Raw genomic sequence first — 22091 nt, forward strand, 5'->3', positions numbered from 1 at the left:
AACTCTAGGCCGAATCGTTCTCCACAGGGAGCTTTCTGCGATCCTTTCCACAGCTGACAAGAGGGGGCAGTGAGGTCGCACAATCCCCCCTAGTTTGCGAGAATGACGAAGGAAGTGAAACAGCGGGAGGTCGAGCGTTTCCTGCGCCGCGCCGGCTGGCGACTCGTTCGCGTTCGAGGTGGGCACAGCGTTTGGTCGAGTGGCGACGGTCGGCTCACGCTGGCGATTCCGAGACACGGGGTCGTGTCGCCCGGCGTGGTGAGGCAGATCATCAAGGTCGTGCCGAACGCGCCCGAGAGTTGGAGGTAAATGGTGGCAGGACCGACGAATTCGAGGTCGAAGCGACGCTTTGAGGCGACCGCGCGGCGCGAGGGCCGGTGGTGGATCGTGAGTGTCGACGAACTGCAGGCCGTGACGCAGGCGCGCTCGGTGCGCGAGATCGACGACATGGCGACCGGTCTGGTGTCGGCGTTGCTCGATGTCGAGCCCCATGACGTCGAGGTGCACGTCGACGTTCAGCTGCCCGCCGAGGTTGCCGAAGCGTGGCGAGAGGCGGGCCGATTGCGCGAGCAGGCCGATGAAGCATCCCGGCAGGCCGCCGAGCTCAGCCGTCGTGCCGTGCGCTCGCTCGTCTCAGAACAGCGCGTCACGCAGGTCGACGCCGCCGCGCTCCTCGGCATCTCGCAACAGCGCGTGCACCAGCTCGCGCACTAAACCCTCCTCGCTAGGGGACGATGGCGTAGGCGCGCACCGGGAACGTGCCGAAACCCTCGACCGCGGGCGGCGCCGCCGTGAAGCGGGCCCCCGTCGTCGGCACCGAGCCGAGGTTGGTGAGGTGCTCGACCACGTGAATGCCCGCCGCCAGAAGCTTCGAGTGCACGGGCCGTTCGCCGCCCGATTCGGTGTCGTCGATGTTGAGCGAGTCGATGCCCACGAGCGCCACCCCCGCCTCGATGAGGTAGTCGACGGCGTCCTCGGCCAGGAACGGCGCGCCCGAACCATACTCGGGGGTGCCGAAGCGCGTGTCCCAGCCCGTGTGCACGAGCAACGCGTAACCCGCGAGGTCGAGGTTGCAATTGGCGACGAGGCGGGCGACATCAGAGGCCGGGATGCCTCGGCTCGCGGCATCCGGAACGTGCAGCACGGCCGTGGGCAGGTCGACGAGCGTCGAGAGATCGAGGCCCGCCAGGTCGGGGCCGTCGCCGTAGCGGTGGAATGGGCTGTCGAGGTAGGTTCCCGTGTTGCCGATCATCGTGACGATGTCCATGGCGAACTCGGTGCCCGGGGCATAGACGGTGCGCGAGTGCTCGCGCGTGAGGTGCGGGGTGAACGTCGGCACGGGCAGCCCCGGGTAGGTGACGAGGCCCTCTCGGATGACATGGCTCAGGTCGATGACGCGGCGTGCGCTCGTGGTGGGCCCGTCCTTGTGATCGTCGGAGTGGTGCGAGATCGGGGTGGTGCCGTCGTAGTCGCTCATGGGCTCATTATTCAGGAGGACGGCGCACGCGGGGATGCGCCGGGAGGAGCTGGCGGAAAAGCGTCCGAGCGCGACCGTTCTTCGCTACCGCGAGGCTGCGGTGTCCGGCGGAGGCGGCTGGCGTTCGTGATCATCGGCGATTCTTCGCGCTAGGCTCGCCCGCTATGAGCGACGTCGTCAGCCTCGAACTCCTCCTCGACCGGGCAACCGAAGACGCGGTGCGCGCGGAATGGTCGGCGCTCGCCGACGCTCGCATGTCGAGCCTGGCGCCGCACACCTCCCCGAGCAACCGGCCCCACGTGACGCTGCTCGTGCGGCCGACTCTCTCGCCGCTGGATGCCGCGCTGCTCGCCCGCATCGCCGCTACCCTTCCGCTCGCGGTGACGTTGGGTGAACCCATCCTGTTCGGCGATGGTGATCGTCGCGTCTTCGTGCGCCCGGTCGCGCTCACGCCCGAGTTGGAGGAGTTGCACCGGATGCTGCACGCCGGCGTTGCAGTCGGGGAAGGCCCGGATCGGCGTGAGGTCGCCGGTGCGCGCGGCAGCCAAGATGTGCCGCTCCGGGCCTCTGATCGCACTGGCGCTTTTGAGGGCGACGATCCACCTATGGATGAGGATGCCCCGCACACGCGACCGGGGGAGTGGACGCCGCACGTGACGCTCGCGCGACGACTGCGGGTGTCGGACATCCCCGCTGCACGGGCGCTGGTCTCGGGTGAGCTGCACGGACGGGTGACGGCGCTGCGTCGGTGGGATGCGGCATCCAAAACCGTCACTGAGCTTGTCGGCTAGCGCGGCCGAATCAGGTCAGCGCTGCTTCAGAAGCATGAGTGGTTTCAAGACCGATTCGGTCGTACCGGCACGCTCTGGCCACGCTCGGCTTCGTCGGAGGTGCCCTGGGCTACGTCGTCGAACCGGCGCCGGTGGTCGGAAATCTGATGCTGATTGTCGCTCACCCACTCGGCGAGCGAGAGTGCGAGTGCCTGCAGGGAACGCCCGAGGTCGGTGAGTTCGTACTCGACCCGGGGAGGCACCTCGGCGTAGACCGTGCGCGTGATGAGGCCGTCGCGTTCGAGGGCGCGCAGGGTGACGGTGAGCATGCGGCGAGAAATGCCCGGGATCAGCTCGGCGATCTCGGTGAACCGCCGGCGGTCCGTTCCGAGAATGCCGATGACGAGCAGCGTCCACTTGTCGCCGATCCGAGAGAGGAGCGATCGGAACAAGTCTGGCGACTCGCCGGTGCAAAGCCGCGCCATGGCGGGCATGGTGTCGCCGATCCGGTCGTTCATGGCGCTGATGAGGGTCAGCTCGCGCTGGGACAGATCGGTCACGCCATACCTCTCGGTTACCCCGCGGTAACAGGGCCTCAGTTGCCGTAACGGGCAACGGTGCTGAATAGTCACTAATCGTAACCCATGCCGGATCACGGGTCCGGCAGACCGAGAAGGAGAACCATGTCTTTGTTCCGTCTGGACGCCAGCATCCGCACCGAGGGCTCCACGAGCCGCGCGCTCGGCGACGTCGTGGAGGCCGAGTGGACCGCCGCCCACCCCAACGCCGCGATCACCCGCCGCCACATCGGCGTCGACCCGATCCCCGCCACCGCCTGGGCCGACGCCGTCGCCGCGTCGATGACCCCGGAAGCCGATCGCACCCCCCAGCAGGTCGCCGCCGTGCAGCTGGCCGCGACCCTGGCCGACGAGTTGATCGGCGCCGACACCCTGCTCTTCGCGGTGCCGCTCTACAACTTCGGGGTTTCGCAGCACTTCAAGGCCTACGTCGACCTTCTCATCACCGATCCGCGCCTCGCCCCCGGAGCTCCCGACGCGCTCGCCGGCAAACCCGCCGTGCTCGTCACGGTTCAAGGTGGCAACTACGCTGCCGGAACTCCCCGCGAGGGCTGGGACCACGCCACCTCCTGGATGCGCCGCATCCTCGAGGATGTCTGGAAGCTCGACCTCGAGGTCGTCACCCGCGCGTTCACCCTCGTCGGCGTGAACCCCGTCCTCGACCAGTTCACCGACATCGCCGACGAGCTCAGAGACCTGGCCGAGCGGAACGCCGCCGACAGCGGTCGCAAACTCGCCGCGCGCCGAGCGGCCGCCTAGTCCCGAGCGCGACGGGCTGCGGCAGAGCTGGTCATGCCGCAGCCCCGCCGCAGCCCTGTGGTCGAAGACTGAGCACCTTTCCGGCGTCGCGTACCTGAGCTGAAGACATCCGCGGTGTGAATCGCTGGGAGCAGTGAGGTTGGGCGGGAACTAGGGTCAGGGTATGACTCGCACCGACCGGCTCTACGCGCTCGTGGAGGAGCTGCGGGCCGTGGCGCCGCGACCGAGAAGCGCTCGGTGGCTCGCCGACCGATTCGGCGTGAGCTCGCGCACCATCGAGCGGGACCTGTCGGCGCTGCAGCAGAGCGGGGTGCCGATCTGGGCAGAACCCGGCCGCACAGGCGGATACTGCCTCGACACGACGCACACCCTCGCACCGCTCGGGTTCACGGTCGACGAAGCGCTCGCCGTGATGGTTGCCCTGGGCACCCTGGCCGAGAGCCCTTTTCGTGATTCGGCGACGTCGGCTCTGCGCAAGATCGTCGCCGTCACAGACGATCGCAGTTTGAGGGAAACGGCCGACCTCGCTTCGCGCATCCATCTGCTCGGCGACGAGAAGCCGGCTGAAGCGCCCAGCGGTCTCGCCGCAGCCTTGCACACGGGGCAGGTTCTTCGCATCTCATACACCGACCGGGATGGCGGCACCACCGAGCGCGATGTCGAACCGATGGGTTTCGTCGGCAAAGGTGACAACTGGTACCTGATCGCATGGTGTCGGCTGCGCGATGGTCTTCGCGCATTCCGGGGCGACCGGATCGCCGACGCCGAGCCTCTGACTGAGCGGGCACCGCGTCGAACCCTGCGGGCGGAGGATCTCGGCATCGTCGAGGGGCGGCTCCGAGCGATCGGGCCGGGCCAGGATCCAGCCTAAACACCGACACGACGTTGTCGCTCGGGACCCGCACACTGATGAGGTCGGGCCGAATGGCGCGGCTGGAAGGATAATCATGGACCTCGCATCGATCCGCATCATCACGCACGACGTCGACCGCCTCACCCGCTTCTACGAGGCGGTGACGGGAACCGCAGCCACGCGGCCTGCCCCGGTATTCGCCGAACTTCGAACGACCTCGGGCACCGTGGCGATAGCCAGCACGGCGACGGTTGCCATGCTCGGCGACGCCGCGCCACGGCCGGCCAGCAACAACTCGATCATCATCGAATTCCTCGTTACGGATGTCGACGCCGAATTCGCACGCCTCGGCGACGCGCTCGACGACGTCGTTCTGCCACCGACAACGATGCCGTGGGGTAACAGGTCCACGCTCTTCCGCGATCCGGACGGCAACCTGGTCAACCTCTTCTCACGCCCGGCGCTGTGACCGAATGGAGCCTCGTGCTGAGAGGGGTTCTCGAGTCAGCGGAATGCACGGCTGACCGCACCGCCCGTCTGGAACAGCGTGATCCACACGATGAACTTCTGAATGGGACGCAGGGGTAAAGCGACGAGCCTTCTCCACCCCGGGCGTCGCGACCATGACTTGGTGATCTTCACCTGCGTGCCGCCAGTCGTGGTCGCCAAGGTGAACTCCGTCAGAACAGCATTGCTGTGCGGGGCATCGGGGTAGGTGAAGCTCCACGCGATCCTCTCCGGTTGGTGCGCTGTGACGAGTTCGATGCCGCGGCGGCGGAACCCGGGCTTCACCTTCAGCGGCTTGCCATCCGGGCGGCTTGCGGGAGCAACGCCGTGCCACGCCGTGCCGGGTGTGACGTCCTGGGCTGCATCGTCGATGCAGCCGACACTCATCTCCCAATCGGGGATGCGTGCCGGGTCCGCGAGCAACTTCCACACGTCGTCGATCGGCGCTGAAACGAATGCCTCGATCGACCCTGACGCCCGTCCCTTCACCTGTGTGGGCTTGGTCGCCGTTCTTTCGGCAGTCGCGTCGAACTGTTCGAGATGTTCGAGATGTTCGAGCACAGCCTGAGGTGTCGTGCCGAGGCGGTTGAGGATGTCGGCGATCAGTCCGCTGGGCTCGGAGACGAGTTCTCGCAGCACGGCGGCGGCATCGCCATTCTTGTCTTTTTCGACGGAGCGCGCGATGGCGTCGTAAGCGCGTTTGCTCCACTCATATCCGGCGGTCTCGTGAAACACGATTCGTCCGGCCTCGGGGAATGAAGCCTCGATGCCGAGTGACGCCAGCTGGGCCGCATGTGCTTCCTCGACGGCACGGCGGGCGCCCTCGATGTCGATGCCCATGCTGCGCAGTGAGGCTCCGGCGGGTTGATCGCTGATGACGAGGGCGAGGAACAGGTGCTCGAGGTCCGCTACGCGAAGCCCTGCTCGGGATGCTTCTTCCATAGCGGCGAGGGACAGAGATTGACTGGTCTGAGCGGCGCGAACGAACTTGCTCATGCGTTCCTCCTGGGGATCGGGATCGTGGGGTCGACTCGTTTGGAGTGCTTCTTATGGGCGGCCTGCCGCGTCACCCCGAGCGCGTCAGCGATGTCCTGCCAGGTCATCCCCGCCCGCAGTGCGGCCTCGACTTGCCGAAGCTCCAACGTGTCGGCCAGAACCCGCAACGATGCCACGGCCCGCAATCCTGCTTTCGGGTCGCTGGTGTCGGCAGCCACCGACGCAATCTGTGAAGACTCCATGTCGTCAACCTACGTTGCTAAAAGCCGATTTGTCAACCTGGGTTGCTCTGGGGTTGTCGGGCCGAGCCTCGACCGGAAGTACCCGCTCTCGATCCAACGTGCAACGGAGTAGCCGACGGCTGTGCCAACATCGATATGGGATGCTTCAGCACATCGAACTGCAACACAAGACCGGTGGCGGGTCGGAGGCGGCTCCATGGCGGCTCCATGGCGGCTCGCTGGCGGCCGATTGGCGGCCCGGTGACGTGGCGCTGACATGAAGGGCCAAGCAATGGTTGAACTATGAATCAAACACGAATAATCGAACTCCGACAGGCCAAGGGGTGGACCCAAGAACGGCTCGCAAACGAGAGCGGCGTCGGTCTTCGGACCGTCCAAAGACTCGAGGCAGGGCAGGACGCGAGCCTCGAAACACTTTCCCTCGTCGCAGATGCGCTGATGGTTCCAGTGCGAAGTCTCTTCTCTACGATCGATAGTGAAGACCTCAGCAACCGGGTCGACTCAATGCAAAGCCGCGTTGATGAACAGCAAGCGGCCCGCGACCGGATCACGACTGCCTGGCGCTGGCTCTATGTCGGAATCGGCATTGTGCTGACCTTGCTCAGCTTCACATTTGCCCAGGGCTTTGTTCTGTTCCTGAGCTACTGGACCGGCGGCTATCTCATCCTGGCCGCAATACGGAGGATCTACCTCGAACCCCATCTGGACGCGAAGTATCCCCTGTCCCGACGCCAGGAAACACGACGAGAGCGACGTCAAAAGGCGCGAGGCGATGACTCGGCGCACGCTGAGACAATCCGCTCCACAGAGGACTGAGGCCACCCAACAAAGCGGGGTTGCTTGTCGCGTTTTTCTTGGTCACTGAGACGTTTTCGCTCGGGTTTGTCATGTTCTCGATGAGTGATCATGGTGAAGGGACCAGCGATGAAAGAACACGACATGTCCGACCTCGAGTCGGCAAACCCGGTCGCAGCCGACGGTGACGACAAGCTTCATGAGCTAGTGGGGCAGATGGCGCGTGCCGCTTGGCTCCAGGCCGGGGAGGAAAGGTCCGTGGAGGCGGCGACCTGGTGGAAGCGGCCCCGTGCCCTTCTGCCGATCAGTGTCGTGAGCATCGTCGCGCTCACGGGCGGGGCGATACTCATCCCGCTCACCCTGTCGGTCAGCGGCGTGCAGGTCGAACCCGACGTCGAGATCCCGATCGTCTATACGACAGACACCGGCGTGAACGTGAGTTGTCGCGAACAGATCTTCTTCGGCGAACCGAGCGAACGCGACGAGGCGGATGCCCGCATAGCCGAATTCATGCGCACCCATGACTGGACGGGTATCGGCCAACGGATCTACGAAGACGCCCTCGCCACTCCGATCATCCCAGAACGCGACGGTGGCACGGAACCGGGTTTCGACCAAGCATCCTTCTCGGCCGCCGCGAGCCGGCTGATCGAGGCGGAAATCCCCGCCTCTCTCCGAGGGGCGGGGGAAGAAGAGGGCACGGTCTACAGTTCGGCGACAGATTGCACGGGAGAGCTGCACCGATGACTCGACCCGCCGCCCCAGACCCCGACAGCTGGGCCGAAACGGTCATCATTACCAACGCCGACGACCTTCTTCGCTATTTTCGTCGTCGCGTCGATGAGCCGGAGGATGCCGCCGACCTTTTGGGGCGAACGTTGCTCGCATTGTGGGAAAGCGCGCGAAAAGTGCCTGCGGCTGACGAGGCGGCACGGATGTGGTGCTTCGGGATCGCACGCAACCTGCTTCGCGAGCATTACCGGAGTGCAACGAAACGTACGTCGATTGCGAATGCTCTGCGGGATTACCTTGCCGATTCTGCGTCTGTGGGCGAATCCGCGGACACGGTTCTCGACTCGGACCTGCAGGCACAGTCGGTGCGGCGAGCCGTTCGGCGACTTGATGAGCGCTCTCGGGAGCTCGTCATCCTGATCCATTGGGATGGTTTCAGCATTGCGCAGGCGGCACGGCTTCTGTCGATGAATGCATCCACGGCGCGCACCCGTTACGGCCGCGCGCTGCAGCGGCTCCGCAACGAGCTGGACGGCCTTTCCTTCGCGGACGACGCAGGCGAAACGCCATTGGGAGGCGGTGCAGGCCAAATCGATCGCCTACACGCTCGATCCGCCGGCGTTACTGACCGATAGAACCAACGAAAAATCAGATGTCCCCGATAGGGGATGCTTCACCGGACGCCCGGAGCGTGAAACACCCGGATGTCCGGCTCAGACCCGCTCACCCGCCAGTAGTTACCGGTATGTGTCGGGGTGTGTGATCCGGCGTATTACTTGCTGTCGGCGCGACCAATCGGCTCGACGCTGCTGTCGAAAGCCGTGCGGGCTGCGGACCAGCTGTTCTCGTCGACATGCAGAGCGGACTGAAGGTAGGCGGTAGTCATCCGCTGGATGACGGCGACCCGCTCAGGGTTCTCGTCGGTGGTCTCGGCCACTTCGTACCCGACGATCCCGCCCAGGGCGTGTTCCGCGCCATAGAAGGTGAGGAGGTCGGTGGCGCCGGGGCTGTACGTGTACGCGTCGGTGAACCAGTCGGGTCCGCGGCTAGACATCTTGGACTGGTCGTGGTCACCTGCGATGACGAGGGTGGGTGTGGTGAGCTCCTGGAATGAGGGACGCATGAACGGGAAATTCGCCTGCGCGAACGGGTGAAGGTCATCCCCGCCGATACCTGTAGCGGCCAACAAGATGCCCGCAGTGACACGGCTGTCGGACAGGTCCTCGCCGACCTGGCCTGCTTCGGTGAAGATCCGGGCGCCCAGGAGCGACTGCGCCGTTTGTCCGCCCCAGGAGTGACCGGTAGTAGCGATCCGGCTGCGGTCGATGCGTTCAGCCAGCCCTGGGATGGCATCCTCGACGGTGTTGAGCTGGTCGAGGATTCGCGTGAGATCTGCGATGCGCTCGGTCCAGATCGTCGGAAATACCGGAGAGTCGAACCCGAAGCCGTTTCGGCGCGAGTCGAGGTGCGTCGGCTGAATTACAACAAATCCCCGCGACGCCCAGAACGCGGTGAGCGGGGCATAGCCGTCGAGATTCCAGCCATTGCCATGCGAGAACAGCACCACCGGGAGGTTCGTGCCGGTCGCCGGCGCGGATACACGCACCTCGAGTGGGACAGCCCGGTCGGGCGCCGACAGGGTGACGGGGGCGGCGGAGACCACCGGCGCGCCCGTTCCGATGATGTCGTCTAGAGCGTCAATGAGAAGCGAGGTCATAGCAATTCCTTTTCGAAGCGCGCTCTGCAATACTGGTTATCGGAGCGTCGTTCCGTAACGTTACGGAACGGTGCTCCGAAACGCAAGCTTGTGTTAGAAAATGAAGAGGGCGGGCAGATGTCAGAGGTACACAGCGACGAATCGCATTCTGCACAGACCCAGCACGTTGGCCGCCCTCGTCGAAGCCAGCAAGCACTCCTTGACGCTGCGGCAGCGGTGTTCGTGACCTCTGGTGTCGAGGCGCCGGTGCGTGAGATTGCAGCGAAGGCCGGCGTCGGTGTGGGAACGATCTACCGTCATTTCCCGACGCGTTCAGAGCTTGTGGTGGCGGTCTATCGGCATCAGGTTGAGGCGTGTGCGGACGCCGGCCCGCGGCTCCTCGCTGAGCGCCCGACGCCCGAAGAGGCCCTGCGCGCATGGGTAGCTCTCTTTGTCGAGTTCCTCGTCACTAAACATGGGCTCGCTGGCGCGCTGCAGGGAGACAGCGCCGGCTCCGATGCTCTTCATACCTACTTCGTTGGCCGTCTCGTCCCAGTGTGCGGCGAGCTTCTCGAAGCAGCGCTCCAAGCCGCGGGTTCCGCGCCGCCCGTCGATGCCTACAACGTTCTCAAGGGCATCGGGAATCTGTGCGTTGGTGCTGCAAGCGATGCGCGGTACGACGCTTCTGGTCTCGTCCAATTGCTCATCTCGGGCGTGCTGTCGGGGCAGCCCCGCGGTATTACCATCGGAGGGTGTTCAACGTAGGTCAGCGCACCGCCGTAGAGGGCGCGTTCGCTCTCGCTGGCTACGAAGGGGCGATTCGAACGCTGCCCGTCACCAGCGAGGACGAACGCATATTCGTGCTCGGGCGAGACGACTGGGGCCGGCTTCGCGACATCCGGACGCTGGAGCAGATCGTTGGCCAACTGCTCGGGCGCAAGGTCGCAATCATCGATGTGGGACCCGATTCCCCTGCATCTGTCCCGTTCACGTAGTGCCCGGTAGCGGATGCTTGGCCGGGCGCGACCTCCTGTGATTACTTTGTGGCCCATCGATGGCACCCGCGCCGGGCGGTACCCGTGTTGTTCAGGCGCGGTGACGCTCGTTCGGGGGTCTCGTTCTGGTGCGGCGAGGAAAACAAACCTGTCAGTATGAATTGTGCCGATCTTCCGCCGCCTGCCCCGCATCCGACGTTCCTCTGCCCGGCCCCTCGGCCGCCGTGCGCCCACAGCGCTGTTGGCCGCCGCGGTGATCGTCGTCATTCCGCTGGGATCGGCCGGTGTCCGCGCGACTGCCGGAACGGTCGCTCACGCATCCGGAAGCGCCATCGAGGGGCAACATTCGGGCGTGACGTCGACTGGGATAGCTGCCGCGGCGCCCCGCGAGGCAGGGCTCGGCGGCCGCGCACCCGAACTGACGACCGCGGATGCCGAGGCCTGGCTCGACGGCCTGCTTCCCTCGATGCTGCAGCGCGAGGGCATCGCGGGTGCAGTGATCTCGGTGGTGTCGCACGGCGAGGTCGTGACGCAGCAGGGTTACGGCTCGTCCGAAGCCGGGACCTCGACTACCGAACCGCGTCCGGTCGACGCCGACATGACGCTCTTCCGCATCGGTTCGGTGTCGAAGCTCGTCACCGCGACGGCCGTCATGCAGCTCGTCGACCAGGGACGCGTCGACCTCGACGAGCCCGTGCAGAACTACGTCGACATCGAGGTGCCGAACCGGTTCGACCGGCCGATCACACTGCGACACCTGCTGTCGCACACCGCGGGTCTGGAGGACGAGATCGGCGGCCTCATCACGAGCGACGCGAACGGTCGCCCCACGCTGCGCGAAGCACTCGCCTCCGAACCGCCGGAGCAGATCTTCGAACCGGGCACGACGCCCGCCTACTCCAACTACTCGAACGGGCTCGCCGCTTACGTGGTCGAGCGGGTGACGGGCCAGGATTTCGAGGCCTACGCCACCGAGAACATCCTCGAGCCCGCCGGCATGGCAACCGCCACCTACGCCCAACCGCTCTCCGCCGAGCAGCAGAAGAACATGTCTCGGGGCTATGACTTCCGCGGTTCGGAGGAGGTGCCCTTCGAGGTCGTCACCCCGTCGCCCGCGGGCGCGATCTCGGCGACCGCGACCGATATGAGTCGCTTCATGCTCGCTCAGCTCGGACACTCCCCGGTGCTCTCGCCCGCCATGCTCGAGCTCATGCACGAGCCGGCTCTCGGCGCCGACACGTTGGGCGGCCTGGCCGAAGGGCCGCGCATGACGCTCGGCTTCTTCGAACGCGACCGCAACGGTCACCGCATCCTGAGTCACGCGGGCGACCTCACGGCGTTCCACGCGCAGCTCGAGATCTTCCCCGACGACGACGCGGGAATCTTCATCTCGCTCAACAGCACCGGGGTGAACGGTGACGCCACCACCGCCATCCGCGATGCCGTGACGACCGGTTTCGCCGACCGTTACTTCCCCGACACGCGCCCGGCGCCCGCCCCGATCGATACCGCGGCCGCGCACGCAGAGACCCTGGCCGGAACTTACGAATTCTCGCGACGCGGCGAGTCCACCTTCATCCGCCTGTTCTTCATCCTGTCGTCGGCCGAGGTCGTGCCCCAGCCCGACGGCTCCCTGACCGTTTCGGCCATCGTGGATGCCGCGGGTCAGCCCCTCACCTTCGTCGAGGTCGAGCCGTGGGTGTGGCAGGAGCGCGACGGTCAGCGGCGCATTGCCGCGGACGTGGTCGGGGGAGAGGTGCGCGCCATCTCGTTCGACCCCGCGTTCACTCTGCAGCCGATGTCGGGTGACCGGGCCGCCGTTCCCCTGATCGCGGCGTTCACCCTGGTGGTGCTGGCGATCGCGCTCGTGTCGTGGCCGGTCGGTGCCGGCATCCGACGGTTTGCACGCCGACCTTCGACATCGCGTGCGTTCGTGCGGCGGCTGCGCCTGGCCGTGCATGTGGCCTTGCTCGCGCTCGTGGCCGCCGTGCCGCTGTGGATGATGGTGGCCGAAGCGCTCCTGACCGACTCGGGTTCGCCGGGCCCCGTCGTCATCCGCGGCGCGCAGGTGCTCACGGCGATTGCGGCGCTGGGCGTCGTTCCGTCAGCCTGGCTGGTCGTCGAGACCATGCGGTCGCGCGAGCCGCGCCGGGCGTCGTGGTGGCTGCTGCTCGCCGGGCGCGTCATCGTCACGCTGGCCTTCCTCGGCCTTGGCTACCTGTGCCTCGTCGGCGGTATCTTGCAGCCGAGCCTCAGCTACTAAACAAGAAGTTATTTACCGCGGCAGCTTCAGTAACTGGGCCGGAAGCCACACGACCACTTGATCGCGGAGTAACGTGCGGCGGCCCCAAGGCTGCACTCCAGCGTCGTCCCATCGTTCTGGTCGGCCCTCCGGCGGCTGGAAAGGAAGCTTGCTCGAGAGAATGCGCAGTGCCTGGGCCAACCAACATCTCCTCGTCGACGTGTCTGATAGGGGCTGTATACCGGGCGGCTCGCTTGGTGATCCTACGACCAATTGGTGTGCGGTGTAGTTAGCGACCGTTGACGCAGGACCGCTGGTGCACTGAGAAGGGCGGCACTGAGGAGGACGAGCGCTGGCGCATTCGTGATCTCCCGTGTCGACAGGGGAACCAAGAACAATTTGGCGGCCAGCAGACGGGTGGTCGCGGTAATGGTTGTGTGACTTAGTTGACCCCCACCTCATACATCGTGGGTATTACGGTGGCATCGATCGGTATTGGACGCGTCGGCACCCCTTTGCAATCGTTAGATGCGTGATAACAAACCAGACAGCGCTCGTTACGGGTGCGAATAAAGGCATTGGATACGCAATCGCACGCGGGCTCGGGAAGGAAGGCTTCACCGTCGCCGTAGGTGCGCGTGATGAGCAAAAACGGGAGACGGCTATCAGGTCACTGCACGCGGAGGGGATTGAAGCGTTTGGCGTGGCCCTCGATGTTTCCTCCGATGTCAGCGTTGCCGCTGCCGCAGAGATCATCGAGCGGACAACGGGCAGGCTCGACGTGCTGGTCAATAACGCAGGTATTGCCGGCCGCACTGACGCAGGGGCACAGATCCCCTCCACCTTGAACCTCGACGTGCTGCGCACTGTGCTCGAAACGAACGTGTTTGGGGTCATTCGCGTGACGAATGCGATGCTGCCCCTTCTCCGCCAAGCCGACTCGGCGCGCATCGTCAACATCTCAAGCAATATGGGGTCATTAACACTACAAACCGGCCCTCAAATGGCTGCCTATGCGCCATCGAAGACCATGGTCAATAGCATCACGGCGCAGTACGCTCGTGAACTCGAAGACACAAGCGTGATCGTCAATGCCGTCTGCCCGGGCTATGTTGCAACCGATTTCACCGGTTTCGCCTCACCGCGATCAGCGGAACAGGGCGCGGTGATCGCTTTACGTTTCGCGCTTGCGCCGGACGATGCTCCACGCGGCGGGTTCTGGGATGACGCCGGCCCCGTGCCTTGGTGACGATCAATCAGGCCGCCCCTACGTTCGGGGAATGGTTCAGTTCGGTGGCTACGCGAATCACGCCAGCGAGCTCAGGGGCGAGGCTCGAGGCGGGCCAGGCAATGACGGTGGTGATTTCGAGTGCGTCTGTGACAGGAACGGCAACATGATCCGGCCACTGCCAGGCGCGGCTGGATGCTGGTATCACTAGGAGGGTTTTCCCGAGGGCGACCAGTTGGGCGATTTGAGATTGGGTCCGAACCTCGGGCCCAGGGCCCGGAGGATATGTACCGTCAAGCCGAGGCCAGCGCGCAAGCGGCAGGTCTGACACATCCTGTATCTCTCCCAGAGTGAGCTGCTCGCGAAGTGCGAGGGGGTGCCCTGCCGGCACAATCACGACTTGACCCTCGACCATCAGGTCTTGCGTCTTCAAACCGGAGAGATCGTCAACCGGCCGATGCATGAGCGCAACGTCCGCTCGGCCGTCGCGTAATAATATGGCCTGCTCGCCCACCTCGCAGAGCATGACCTCGAGGGGCGGGAGATCTGCAGTAGCAGACACCGCACTAAGTAAACCTTGTAGCAGCGCGTGTGACGCCCCCGCCTTTGTCGCGAGAATGAAGGGCCTCTGCGGTCGCCCTGCGCGCTGCGTTCGGCGGACGGCAGCGGCGATCGCATCAAGAGTCGACCCTGACTCTCGGAGGAGCACGAGCCCTGCTTTGGTGAGAACAACTCCGCGGCGGTCGCGTTCGAAAAGTTGCACGCCCAGACGCAGTTCCAACTGCTTGATTGCTCGCGAAAGCGGGGGCTGCGAGATGCCGAGCGCATGGGCGGCGCGCCCGAAGTTCAACTCACGGGCAACGGCAACAAAATAACGGAGCTCTCGCGTCTCAATATCAGCCACAGGCCTACCTTAGGCACCGGCGGCTGGGTAAAGCGGCCATGTGTTCGCGCTCCGCACCCTCACGAGTGCGGCGCCCCGGGGTGGCTGCTAAGAGCTGACGCGCGGTCACCTACCGCCCACAGAGCTAACCTCAACGTCGGTGAGCGCAACGTGCTCGCTCCAATGGGCGTCGTCAGGTTCGTGCTCGGAGTTGGCGTCGGTTGCAGGATTGAACATAGGAGTCGAGCCAGCGCTTTATTCTTCTCCCCACTTCAACTTCCTGTACTGCTTTGAGAGCTTGTACGCGTTGACGCCGGCGAAGATGGTCGCAGGCACGCAAAACACAAGAACTGCCAACCAAACTATCCACGCCGTTGCTGATCCATCGGTCCTCAAGGCCCACGCCAAAAAAGCTCCTTGTAGAAAGAAGGATGCGACCATGACGAAGATGTACATCCGGATGCGACTCATCAAACGTTCGTTGCTAGCCATATTGGTCTGACTACGTAGAAGCTCGCCGGTCAGATGATGAACGCTGCCGCCGCGATCGTGCCAGCCGCTGTGACACGGCGGGGGCCGTAAGTGACGATGAGGCCGTAGAGCACCGCGGCGACGATGGCGTATGCGCCACCGGCTGGGCCCTGCAGGAAGATGTGCATGATTCCCCAGGTGCCGGCGAGCACGATACCGCCCCACGGGGCTGCGCGCCGCCCGAACTGTTTCTCGCCCGCGCGCTGCCCGAACAAGATCACCAGAACAATGAGCGCAGCCTCCGCCACGTAGTACGCCAGGAGCGCGGTGATGCCCAACGGTGCCAAATTGCCTGAATCAGAGATGATGTCGGCGATTTCTGCGCCGATTTTGAATTCGCCGAACGCGGCCGCGCGGATGAGAACAGCGGCCGACGCGGCTGCCACGGCGACCAGGGTGCGAGTTGTCACGGAACCGGTCGGCGCCGCGTTCGTCCGATCGGTGAACACGCCAACCCGGGCGGCGCTTCGCGATAGAAGTGCCGCGCCGAGAGCCCACCCTGCGGCCGTGATCGCGTGATGCCAGATCGGCGCCGCGGGGTCGTTCTCGTCCCGGAAGAGGAACGGATCTATCAGCAGCAAAACGACGAATTCCCAAGCGAAAACGGCGAAGACAATCAGAGCAGAAGCGAGGTCATCCCAGGCGGAGTGAGGTTCGTAGTCACCTTTCGACCTTATTGGGCCAGGCAAATGCGATGCATAAGTTGTGGTCGAGATTCCAGTCCTTAGTGGCCTTTGGGGTTACGTCGACCGTCATCTGCTTCATACTCGTTCCCGCTTTCGGGTCGCCGATGTCGGCTGCCACTGCCGCGATCTGTGAGCACTCCATGGTGTCGACCTACGTTGCTAGGGATGGGTGCGCCAATCTAGGTTGCGTTGGCTCGGTTTGGTGCGCTCATCCTCGAGCGCGGCGACGCTCGGAATCATCCTGCTCGCCGTGCTCATGTGCCATCCGGCGCAGCCTGGACTGGCTAGGTCGTGCGGCGCTAACCTGTGCACATGGTGTCGACACAACCGAAACGCAGAGGGTTCTCCGCCTGGTGGTTTGTTCCGATCGGGGTGGCCGTGCTCGCGATGGGCATGCTGCCGCAGATCTACGGTGACTATGCCGCGTCGTGGTGGCAGATTCTGCTTCTCGTTACCGGCCCTGCTCTCATCATCGTTGGGATAGCAGGGGGCCTGACCGGCTCTGGCACCAAGAAATAGTCTGGGCGGTATTCCGTCAGGCTTGCCACTCGCGTCTCGTCGCGATTTTCGGTTCGGAATGAGAGTGCGGCTCATCCGGGCAATCGCGGCGGCGCCGTGTACAGCGCGCGGAACCTCCCCCGCGACGCTGGTCCCTTCTTCGCGCTGGGTTATGGGGTGTGCGGCCCTCTCAACGCGTCGACAATGACCCGGGGATCGACGTCGACGTTCCCGGTAGCGATCGAGCGTCGGCGCCGTTTGCCCGCGTCTTGCCGGGTGAACTCTATGCGCGACCCCTGCAAGCCAGACGCGGGGATAATCGAGGCGCTTGTGCCGTCCCTGGCCCATTCCTCGGCACGGATTCGAGGTGCCAGCCCAGACGGCCGATCCATGGCAGGGAAAGTCACGGCGGTGGACGTGATCGTGACGGCGATCTCGGGCAGGCGCGGCTGTCGCCGAAGTTGCCGCACGCCCAGCACCCCCAGCGTGATCGGAACGAGGAGAAGCGCGATGGCGGCGAGGATCAACACAACGTCGGTGTCGTTCGTTTCGATGAGTGCGGCGCCGAAGGGCACCACGATCAGGAGCCCGAGGAGCACGCCCAGAGCCAGCATCGAGATGCCCTGGCCCCGGGCAAGCTTGTGGAGCGTCGTCTCGGCGGATGCGCGGCGGGCCTCGTCGTAACGCACGACCAGCGCCGCACCGGTGGTCATCGGTCGCTCCCGGCCACGGCGCCGCCGCGTTCGGTGGATGTTCCCGCTTTCTCAGTCATGCGTGTGCCCTTCGCGTGTTTGTCGTCAGCGTGCAGTGTGGCGTCAGCTGTTATTGCTGTTGCCGCCAGCCGGTGAGCCGTTCGAAGCTTTGGCCATCGATCGGAGCTGACACGTCGATCGGTGGGACGGAGGAGGAGTGTTCAGCGCCGAGGTGTGCAGCGGCGTTCTCGATGGCGGACTTCGTGCGTTTGGCGACCAGGTTGACCGTTCCGGCGTCGCCGCGGTGACCCCAGACCGTCGTTGCGAGCAGTTGGGCGCCGTCGCCTCGGGAACGCACGGCGACCGGCACGGCACACCGCGCAAACGGGCGTCCCACCCCCACGAGACTCAGCAGGGGCACGACCTCCAACAGGAACGCGTTCCGGGTCGAAGCTTTGTTGCTACCGATCACTCCATACCGCACATTCCATCCCTCGAACTCGTACGTGTTCGTCTCGATGGTGAACCCCTCGTTGTGCAGTGCTTGTAGGACCGCACTCTGGGTTTCCTGAGGCGATTGACGCGAGAGAAGCTGATGGAAGCGCACGATGCTCCCAATCGCGAAGGCGCTGTCACTCACAGATCACTACCGGTCTCTCGTTAGGACGCCAGCGGCCGCCCGACAGAGCGCCGGTCCGTGACGCAGTCTCTACGCGCGTGAATTACGCACTATTTTGTGCGACGAGAACTCCGTTCACGTAGGCGTACACCGGTTGCGGCCGGAAACCCGCGAAGAAGGCCGCTCGGTGCTTCTCGATCCGGACGATGTGTCGTTCATTCCAACCAACGGGGAATTCCCACGTCGCGACTCTGCTGAGGGATACGACGCGCACGGTGTCGACGACGCTCTGACCATCGACCGTGATGCTGAGGCGACCCCAGACCTTATCGAACGAGAACACAACGGTGTGCTGCTCTTGCACGCCAACGACGACAGTCATGATCATGCCATCACGATAGTGGTTCCGCGCTGGCAGGCGAAAGGGCGGTCACTGCCACCAGAATGCTCGACCCGGGCCCACCATCTGAGCGAAACCGGCGGGGGAGGACGCAAGGTGTGCGGGGAGGTTTCTGCTGTCGAACCACTGGCTGATGGCGACGTCGCGGAAGTGCGAAGACAAGTCGGTGAGGACCGGGCCGAACACCTCGTGTGGGTCGTAACGGGTCCGCAGCGTCTGATCGATTCCGTGCACGCTCAGCAGCGCCTGATCCGCCTGCGCACGTTCGACGACGACGTGGTAGCTGATATTGAACCTGCCGCCTCCTCCGGATACGAGGAAGTCCGCGAGGTTCGCGCGCAACCACCTCCCTCGCCCACCCAACCGGTAGAGACGCACATTCGCGCTCGAGCTCGGTAACTCTCGCGGGCGAAAGGAGAGAGCGGCCTGGAGTTGGTTGTCAAGTCTCTCGAGGAAGAGCTCGAGCCGTCGGGGTGGTGCAGCAAATGCGATCGCCGGTGAAACGCTCATTTGTAGATACGCGAGGTTTTGCGCCCCGGCGTCGTGCGGGTTGGACGGTCCACGGTGCGTTTGGTCGGCGTTCACGCCATCACAGTAGCAAAATTGCCCCGCCCCGCCGATGGGTATTCAACGCCGCGCATTCGCCGAGCGAGAAGCTCCTTCTGATATGACCGGGTCAACAAACAATCAAGAGCTGTCCGCCGGACGGGGGTGCGCGAATTGGCTGCCTGACATCACAGCCTCGTGCCCCTACGGGCACCCTTTTCCGCCCGCGGAGTGCGGATCCGTCTGGGCGCCATGTCTGAGGCTAGGCGGTAACAAATCAGGACCATCGGTGCGAGGTAACTCTCGTTCGCATCGAGGATGTTCTTGGTGTATCGCGACGTAATAGTTACTTGACCCATACTTTGCGAGGCTCAAAACAGGAGCGTGTCGGGCTGCGATAACGCAGGCCTCTCCCACGGGCACCGCCAGATTTTGTTTCCCACAGTGCGATATTGGGTGCAATATCGGGTGGCGGCGGTAAGCTGGGTATATGAGTATCGCTAGCGAGACGTCCGCCCGCCCAGGGCTGCAGGCATATAACGACTCGGTCCGGTTAGAAACTGGCGACGTTGTTTCGGGGTTGCGGGAGATTGTTGGGGCGAAGCTTGTCGCATACATTGGCCATGTCTCGAATACGCGATCGGTGCGGGAGTGGGCTGATGGTGAGCGGGCGCCTGGCGCCGAGGTGATCCAGCGGCTTCGCGTTGCCTATCACGTTGCCGGCCTGCTGTATGAGCGCGAAGGGAAAGCAACGGTCCAGTCCTGGTTCCAGGGCATGAACCCGCAACTGGACGATAATGCGCCGGCGCGTCTTCTGCGCGATGAACCGCTTGACGTGGTTGGCCCGCAGGTGGTCGCTGCGGCTCGCGCGTTCGCGGCTGTCGGCTAGTGGCGGGGGAGGGGCTGCCGGTCTCGCGTGAACCGGGAACGGTGTGGAGGGTCGGCTACGCACCGAACCCGTGGGAGTGGACGGACTGGAAGTTCGCCAACACGGACGGCCGCTTCGACGGACGGTGGGATGACCCTGCAGGACAGTACCGAACGCTGTACGTCGCGGAGAGTGCCATAGCCTGCTTTATCGAGGTGCTGGCTAAGTTCCGTCCAGACCCGCGGGTTGCGGAGGGCCTCGGCGAGATCGAATCTGATGACGTCGACGAGATTGCGTTCCCGACCCTATCGCCCGGGAGTGTGTCGACGGACTGGATCGAGAACCGGCGGATTGGCAGCGCCACGCTTCGGGGTGCCTACGTCCAGGTGACGCACGCCGCGGCCGTCGCATCATTACGGCCCGACTGGGTGTCCCCGGCGCGGCGACTGGGCGTGACCGATTTCGACACGTCCGCGTTGAAAGACTCTGGACCCCGCGCCCTCACGCAAGCCATATCACGCTATCTCTACGAGACGACGGTCGAAAGCCAGCCGGCCTATAGCGGTGTTGAGTTCGCCTCGAGACACGGCGACGACCTACGACTCTGGGCGATCTTCGAATACCCGAACCATGCGCTCGTTTCGCCCGAACTCGCTGACATCACGGATGAACCGCTCACGGCAGCTCATCCAGCCCTTCAAGAAGCGATGACCCTGTTTCAGCTCACCTGGGTCGACCAATGACCGAAGTCATCATCCGTATTGGTGACTGGGAGCACGAATGCTGCGGCGAGGCGGTCGAGGTGAATCAGATCGTCGAATTCAGATGCCTCACGCTCCGGCGGGCGTCGGGCGAGGAGCAGCTTGTCGAGACTCATCATGACAGCGAGCCGGATGTCTATGTTCGAGGCCGGGTGAGCGAGATCTCCGTCGTCGATGGCGCGGGAGTGCAGCGCTCAATCGTCCGCGTTCCGAGCGGATTGGCCCTTCGTGGTTTCGATCCGCGGGACGACGGCCACCTCGAGGAACAGCACACAGGCGTGGTCGTCGACGCCATGCTGGACGACTTCGACGTGAAGGTCATAGCAAACGAGATCTCGAAGGAGTCCACGTAGCTGCTGGCATCCAGGTTGACAAACTACTGAAAAGCGCGACGTTTATGTTTCTGAACCATTCCAGTTGTCGTGGCCGAGCAGGGATCTTGATAGGCACTGAGTGGAGTCTCGGCAAATAGTGGGCTGGCCCACGTATGTCTGCTGGTTGCGCCAGGTACAACCCAGGCGCGATCCCGCCGCACTTATGTCCGATAGGGGATGGTTCGCCGGACGTTTTCCACGTGAAACAAAATCGTCGACGGTGTGCGGATCGATTCGCTTGGTGGCGTGCTGATGTGAGCGTTCAGTGGCGTCGCAGCTTGCGCGGCTCTCAGGCGGAGGTCGTGATGACGAGCTTGCCATGAACTCCACGGGCTTCCAGCGCGGTGTGGGCTTCGGCGGCGCGAGACAACGAGAATGTCCGGTCTAGTACGGGCCGAAGCTCGCCGCGCTCGACTCGAGTGGTGAGGAGTTCGAGGTCGAGCCGACCAGGGTTCCCGCGGAAGAAACGGATGCGCCTGGAGCCGAAGACCCCGCTGGCGGTGATCGCGAGTAGGCTGCGCGCCGGGGCGTCCGCGTCGACCGCGATCGAGACCATCCTGCCCCCCGGTGCTAGAAGACGCCGGAAGGAGAAGAGACTGCTCCCGTGCGCATCGAAGACAATGTCGAACGCGCCTAGCTGTGCTGGCGATGTTGCCCGGTAGTCGATCACCGCGTCAGCTCCCAGGTTGCGGACGAACTCCGAGCTCGACGCGCTGGCGAGTGCCGTCACCGTAGCTCCGAGAGACTTCGCGAGCTGCACTGCCACGCTCCCCACGCCACCCGCTGCACCGCGCACGAGCACCCGCTCGCCGGGTTGCACCTTGGCGTGATCGACTAGAGCAGTGTGGGCAGTTGTGCCGCCCGCGATGAGTGTCACAGCCTCCTCCGCAGTCAGGTTGCCGGGCGCCCGGGCGATCTGGGTTGCAGGTATGCTCACCCATTCGGCAAGCGAGCGAGGACCTCGTCGGGGGTCCACCGCCCCCCATACTCGGTCGCCGATCGATAGACCGTCAAGATCGGGATCAGCCTCAACCAGGGTGCCGACGAAGTCGATACCGAGCTGCTTGGGGAAGCGTCGGCCGGTGACGAGCGCGAGCTTGCCCGACCTGAGCATCAGGTCGGCACCATTAACCGATGTGGCATCGACTCGCACAACGACATCGCCCGCTCGCGCCACTGGCATCGCCACATGTCTTTCGTGCAACACCTCCGGGCCGCCGTAGCGGTCGAACACGACTGCGCGCATACTCTTTTCCATCTGGTTCTCCTCATCGCACTCATAAATGGTGTGGCTTCTCCACTTACGGCACGGTAGCATCAATTGGGTAGTACTCACCACTTATTAGCAGCGGCCCGCTGACAT

General features: G+C 64.4%; 28 protein-coding genes. 18 read left to right on the forward strand and 10 right to left on the reverse strand.

What is annotated here, in order from left to right:
• Nucleotides 1-102 precede the first annotated feature (102 nt).
• Both ACUWEX_RS00900 and ACUWEX_RS00905 read left to right on the forward strand, forming a co-directional pair.
• A complete protein-coding gene (locus tag ACUWEX_RS00900) occupies nt 103-309 on the forward strand; it encodes a type II toxin-antitoxin system HicA family toxin (RefSeq protein WP_445996800.1) in 207 nt (68 codons plus the stop codon).
• Between the two features lie 78 nt (nt 310-387).
• On the forward strand, nt 388-714 hold the full coding sequence (locus tag ACUWEX_RS00905; protein ID WP_445996801.1) for a hypothetical protein: 327 nt from the start codon (nt 388-390) through the stop codon (nt 712-714).
• Nucleotides 715-724: 10 nt separating this feature from the next.
• On the opposite strand, the gene ACUWEX_RS00910 is transcribed toward ACUWEX_RS00905, so the two are convergent.
• Complete coding sequence (locus ACUWEX_RS00910) at nt 725-1477, reverse strand: cyclase family protein (protein WP_445996802.1); 753 nt, start codon at nt 1475-1477, stop codon at nt 725-727.
• A gap of 164 nt (nt 1478-1641) precedes the next feature.
• Between ACUWEX_RS00910 and ACUWEX_RS00915 the strand changes: the two genes are divergently transcribed.
• A complete protein-coding gene (locus ACUWEX_RS00915; RefSeq protein ID WP_445996803.1) occupies nt 1642-2268 on the forward strand; it encodes a 2'-5' RNA ligase family protein in 627 nt (208 codons plus the stop codon).
• A gap of 44 nt (nt 2269-2312) precedes the next feature.
• Here ACUWEX_RS00915 and ACUWEX_RS00920 read toward each other — a convergent pair whose 3' ends face one another.
• A complete protein-coding gene (locus ACUWEX_RS00920) occupies nt 2313-2807 on the reverse strand; it encodes a winged helix-turn-helix transcriptional regulator (RefSeq protein WP_445996804.1) in 495 nt (164 codons plus the stop codon).
• A 123-nt stretch (nt 2808-2930) separates the two neighbouring features.
• Between ACUWEX_RS00920 and ACUWEX_RS00925 the strand changes: the two genes are divergently transcribed.
• From ACUWEX_RS00925 to ACUWEX_RS00935, 3 genes are all read left to right on the forward strand, one after another.
• Entirely contained in the window at nt 2931-3584 is a 654-nt protein-coding gene (locus tag ACUWEX_RS00925) for an FMN-dependent NADH-azoreductase (RefSeq protein ID WP_445996805.1), read from the forward strand.
• A gap of 163 nt (nt 3585-3747) precedes the next feature.
• The gene (locus tag ACUWEX_RS00930; protein WP_079726423.1) at nt 3748-4455 is read left to right on the forward strand and encodes a helix-turn-helix transcriptional regulator; all 708 of its coding nucleotides are present in this window, start codon (nt 3748-3750) and stop codon (nt 4453-4455) included.
• A 76-nt stretch (nt 4456-4531) separates the two neighbouring features.
• Nucleotides 4532-4906, forward strand: a complete 375-nt coding sequence (locus ACUWEX_RS00935) for a VOC family protein (protein ID WP_079726424.1) — start codon at nt 4532-4534, stop codon at nt 4904-4906.
• Nucleotides 4907-4941: 35 nt separating this feature from the next.
• Here the strand turns inward: ACUWEX_RS00935 and ACUWEX_RS00940 are convergent, their stop codons facing one another.
• Both ACUWEX_RS00940 and ACUWEX_RS00945 read right to left on the reverse strand, forming a co-directional pair.
• Entirely contained in the window at nt 4942-5940 is a 999-nt protein-coding gene (locus tag ACUWEX_RS00940) for a Clp protease N-terminal domain-containing protein (protein WP_445996806.1), read from the reverse strand.
• Nucleotides 5937-6182, reverse strand: a complete 246-nt coding sequence (locus ACUWEX_RS00945; protein ID WP_079726426.1) for a hypothetical protein — start codon at nt 6180-6182, stop codon at nt 5937-5939. Before ACUWEX_RS00945 ends, ACUWEX_RS00940 begins: the two co-directional genes overlap by 4 nt.
• A 282-nt stretch (nt 6183-6464) precedes the next feature.
• Between ACUWEX_RS00945 and ACUWEX_RS00950 the strand changes: the two genes are divergently transcribed.
• From ACUWEX_RS00950 to ACUWEX_RS00960, 3 genes are all read left to right on the forward strand, one after another.
• Nucleotides 6465-6998 carry a helix-turn-helix domain-containing protein gene (locus ACUWEX_RS00950; protein ID WP_077054483.1) on the forward strand — a complete coding sequence of 178 codons (534 nt, stop codon included), beginning with the start codon at nt 6465-6467 and terminating at the stop codon, nt 6996-6998.
• A gap of 108 nt (nt 6999-7106) precedes the next feature.
• Nucleotides 7107-7724 (forward strand): hypothetical protein, encoded by a 618-nt coding sequence (locus ACUWEX_RS00955; protein ID WP_445996807.1) that lies wholly within the window; start codon nt 7107-7109, stop codon nt 7722-7724.
• Nucleotides 7721-8344, forward strand: coding sequence for an RNA polymerase sigma factor (locus tag ACUWEX_RS00960; protein WP_445996808.1), 624 nt, complete (start codon nt 7721-7723; stop codon nt 8342-8344). Before ACUWEX_RS00955 ends, ACUWEX_RS00960 begins: the two co-directional genes overlap by 4 nt.
• A gap of 137 nt (nt 8345-8481) precedes the next feature.
• On the opposite strand, the gene ACUWEX_RS00965 is transcribed toward ACUWEX_RS00960, so the two are convergent.
• Complete coding sequence (locus tag ACUWEX_RS00965; protein WP_445996809.1) at nt 8482-9426, reverse strand: alpha/beta hydrolase family protein; 945 nt, start codon at nt 9424-9426, stop codon at nt 8482-8484.
• Nucleotides 9427-9543: 117 nt separating this feature from the next.
• Here ACUWEX_RS00965 and ACUWEX_RS00970 point away from each other — a divergent pair, with 117 nt between their 5' ends.
• The 4 genes from ACUWEX_RS00970 to ACUWEX_RS00985 all read left to right on the forward strand — a co-directional run bounded on the left by ACUWEX_RS00970 (nt 9544) and on the right by ACUWEX_RS00985 (nt 13891).
• The gene (locus ACUWEX_RS00970) at nt 9544-10170 is read left to right on the forward strand and encodes a TetR/AcrR family transcriptional regulator (RefSeq protein WP_445996810.1); all 627 of its coding nucleotides are present in this window, start codon (nt 9544-9546) and stop codon (nt 10168-10170) included.
• Entirely contained in the window at nt 10158-10400 is a 243-nt protein-coding gene (locus tag ACUWEX_RS00975) for a hypothetical protein (protein ID WP_445996811.1), read from the forward strand. Before ACUWEX_RS00970 ends, ACUWEX_RS00975 begins: the two co-directional genes overlap by 13 nt.
• A 163-nt stretch (nt 10401-10563) precedes the next feature.
• Entirely contained in the window at nt 10564-12663 is a 2100-nt protein-coding gene (locus ACUWEX_RS00980; RefSeq protein WP_445996812.1) for a serine hydrolase domain-containing protein, read from the forward strand.
• Between the two features lie 511 nt (nt 12664-13174).
• Complete coding sequence (locus ACUWEX_RS00985) at nt 13175-13891, forward strand: SDR family oxidoreductase (protein ID WP_079726433.1); 717 nt, start codon at nt 13175-13177, stop codon at nt 13889-13891.
• Between the two features lie 7 nt (nt 13892-13898).
• Here the strand turns inward: ACUWEX_RS00985 and ACUWEX_RS00990 are convergent, their stop codons facing one another.
• Both ACUWEX_RS00990 and ACUWEX_RS00995 read right to left on the reverse strand, forming a co-directional pair.
• Nucleotides 13899-14774: a LysR family transcriptional regulator gene (locus ACUWEX_RS00990; protein ID WP_445996813.1), complete on the reverse strand. Its 876-nt coding sequence runs from the start codon at nt 14772-14774 to the stop codon at nt 13899-13901.
• Between the two features lie 500 nt (nt 14775-15274).
• A complete protein-coding gene (locus tag ACUWEX_RS00995; protein WP_445996814.1) occupies nt 15275-15973 on the reverse strand; it encodes a hypothetical protein in 699 nt (232 codons plus the stop codon).
• Between the two features lie 309 nt (nt 15974-16282).
• Between ACUWEX_RS00995 and ACUWEX_RS01000 the strand changes: the two genes are divergently transcribed.
• Nucleotides 16283-16489: a hypothetical protein gene (locus ACUWEX_RS01000; protein WP_143785258.1), complete on the forward strand. Its 207-nt coding sequence runs from the start codon at nt 16283-16285 to the stop codon at nt 16487-16489.
• A 149-nt stretch (nt 16490-16638) separates the two neighbouring features.
• Here ACUWEX_RS01000 and ACUWEX_RS01005 read toward each other — a convergent pair whose 3' ends face one another.
• Together ACUWEX_RS01005 and ACUWEX_RS01010 are read right to left on the reverse strand one after the other, a co-directional pair.
• The gene (locus ACUWEX_RS01005; RefSeq protein WP_445996815.1) at nt 16639-17181 is read right to left on the reverse strand and encodes a hypothetical protein; all 543 of its coding nucleotides are present in this window, start codon (nt 17179-17181) and stop codon (nt 16639-16641) included.
• 109 nt (nt 17182-17290) lie between these two features.
• Nucleotides 17291-17800 carry a hypothetical protein gene (locus ACUWEX_RS01010; protein WP_079726438.1) on the reverse strand — a complete coding sequence of 170 codons (510 nt, stop codon included), beginning with the start codon at nt 17798-17800 and terminating at the stop codon, nt 17291-17293.
• A gap of 166 nt (nt 17801-17966) precedes the next feature.
• Between ACUWEX_RS01010 and ACUWEX_RS01015 the strand changes: the two genes are divergently transcribed.
• The 4 genes from ACUWEX_RS01015 to ACUWEX_RS01030 all read left to right on the forward strand — a co-directional run bounded on the left by ACUWEX_RS01015 (nt 17967) and on the right by ACUWEX_RS01030 (nt 20707).
• A complete protein-coding gene (locus ACUWEX_RS01015) occupies nt 17967-18578 on the forward strand; it encodes a hypothetical protein (RefSeq protein WP_159449449.1) in 612 nt (203 codons plus the stop codon).
• A 637-nt stretch (nt 18579-19215) separates the two neighbouring features.
• Nucleotides 19216-19614 (forward strand): hypothetical protein, encoded by a 399-nt coding sequence (locus ACUWEX_RS01020; protein ID WP_079726441.1) that lies wholly within the window; start codon nt 19216-19218, stop codon nt 19612-19614.
• Nucleotides 19614-20336, forward strand: coding sequence for a hypothetical protein (locus ACUWEX_RS01025; protein ID WP_445996816.1), 723 nt, complete (start codon nt 19614-19616; stop codon nt 20334-20336). The genes ACUWEX_RS01020 and ACUWEX_RS01025 overlap by 1 nt, the downstream gene beginning before the upstream one ends.
• Entirely contained in the window at nt 20333-20707 is a 375-nt protein-coding gene (locus ACUWEX_RS01030) for a DUF6578 domain-containing protein (RefSeq protein WP_079726443.1), read from the forward strand. The genes ACUWEX_RS01025 and ACUWEX_RS01030 overlap by 4 nt, the downstream gene beginning before the upstream one ends.
• A 310-nt stretch (nt 20708-21017) precedes the next feature.
• On the opposite strand, the gene ACUWEX_RS01035 is transcribed toward ACUWEX_RS01030, so the two are convergent.
• On the reverse strand, nt 21018-21986 hold the full coding sequence (locus ACUWEX_RS01035) for an NAD(P)-dependent alcohol dehydrogenase (RefSeq protein ID WP_445996817.1): 969 nt from the start codon (nt 21984-21986) through the stop codon (nt 21018-21020).
• Between the last annotated feature and the right edge of the window lie 105 nt (nt 21987-22091).

The sequence above is a fragment of the Okibacterium fritillariae genome (assembly GCF_052783725.1).

What these genes read in the sequence shown, in the direction of transcription:
- ACUWEX_RS00900 (WP_445996800.1), top strand. Translation starts at nt 103, where the DNA reads ATGACGAAGGAAGTGAAACAGCGGGAGGTCGAGCGTTTCCTGCGCCGC.
- ACUWEX_RS00910 (WP_445996802.1), bottom strand. Translation starts at nt 1,477, where the DNA reads ATGAGCGACTACGACGGCACCACCCCGATCTCGCACCACTCCGACGAT.
- ACUWEX_RS00915 (WP_445996803.1), top strand. Translation starts at nt 1,642, where the DNA reads ATGAGCGACGTCGTCAGCCTCGAACTCCTCCTCGACCGGGCAACCGAA.
- ACUWEX_RS00925 (WP_445996805.1), top strand. Translation starts at nt 2,931, where the DNA reads ATGTCTTTGTTCCGTCTGGACGCCAGCATCCGCACCGAGGGCTCCACG.
- ACUWEX_RS00930 (WP_079726423.1), top strand. Translation starts at nt 3,748, where the DNA reads ATGACTCGCACCGACCGGCTCTACGCGCTCGTGGAGGAGCTGCGGGCC.
- ACUWEX_RS00935 (WP_079726424.1), top strand. Translation starts at nt 4,532, where the DNA reads ATGGACCTCGCATCGATCCGCATCATCACGCACGACGTCGACCGCCTC.
- ACUWEX_RS00940 (WP_445996806.1), bottom strand. Translation starts at nt 5,940, where the DNA reads ATGAGCAAGTTCGTTCGCGCCGCTCAGACCAGTCAATCTCTGTCCCTC.
- ACUWEX_RS00945 (WP_079726426.1), bottom strand. Translation starts at nt 6,182, where the DNA reads ATGGAGTCTTCACAGATTGCGTCGGTGGCTGCCGACACCAGCGACCCG.
- ACUWEX_RS00950 (WP_077054483.1), top strand. Translation starts at nt 6,465, where the DNA reads ATGAATCAAACACGAATAATCGAACTCCGACAGGCCAAGGGGTGGACC.
- ACUWEX_RS00955 (WP_445996807.1), top strand. Translation starts at nt 7,107, where the DNA reads ATGAAAGAACACGACATGTCCGACCTCGAGTCGGCAAACCCGGTCGCA.
- ACUWEX_RS00960 (WP_445996808.1), top strand. Translation starts at nt 7,721, where the DNA reads ATGACTCGACCCGCCGCCCCAGACCCCGACAGCTGGGCCGAAACGGTC.
- ACUWEX_RS00965 (WP_445996809.1), bottom strand. Translation starts at nt 9,426, where the DNA reads ATGACCTCGCTTCTCATTGACGCTCTAGACGACATCATCGGAACGGGC.
- ACUWEX_RS00970 (WP_445996810.1), top strand. Translation starts at nt 9,544, where the DNA reads ATGTCAGAGGTACACAGCGACGAATCGCATTCTGCACAGACCCAGCAC.
- ACUWEX_RS01000 (WP_143785258.1), top strand. Translation starts at nt 16,283, where the DNA reads ATGGTGTCGACACAACCGAAACGCAGAGGGTTCTCCGCCTGGTGGTTT.
- ACUWEX_RS01005 (WP_445996815.1), bottom strand. Translation starts at nt 17,181, where the DNA reads ATGACCACCGGTGCGGCGCTGGTCGTGCGTTACGACGAGGCCCGCCGC.
- ACUWEX_RS01020 (WP_079726441.1), top strand. Translation starts at nt 19,216, where the DNA reads ATGAGTATCGCTAGCGAGACGTCCGCCCGCCCAGGGCTGCAGGCATAT.
- ACUWEX_RS01030 (WP_079726443.1), top strand. Translation starts at nt 20,333, where the DNA reads ATGACCGAAGTCATCATCCGTATTGGTGACTGGGAGCACGAATGCTGC.
- ACUWEX_RS01035 (WP_445996817.1), bottom strand. Translation starts at nt 21,986, where the DNA reads ATGGAAAAGAGTATGCGCGCAGTCGTGTTCGACCGCTACGGCGGCCCG.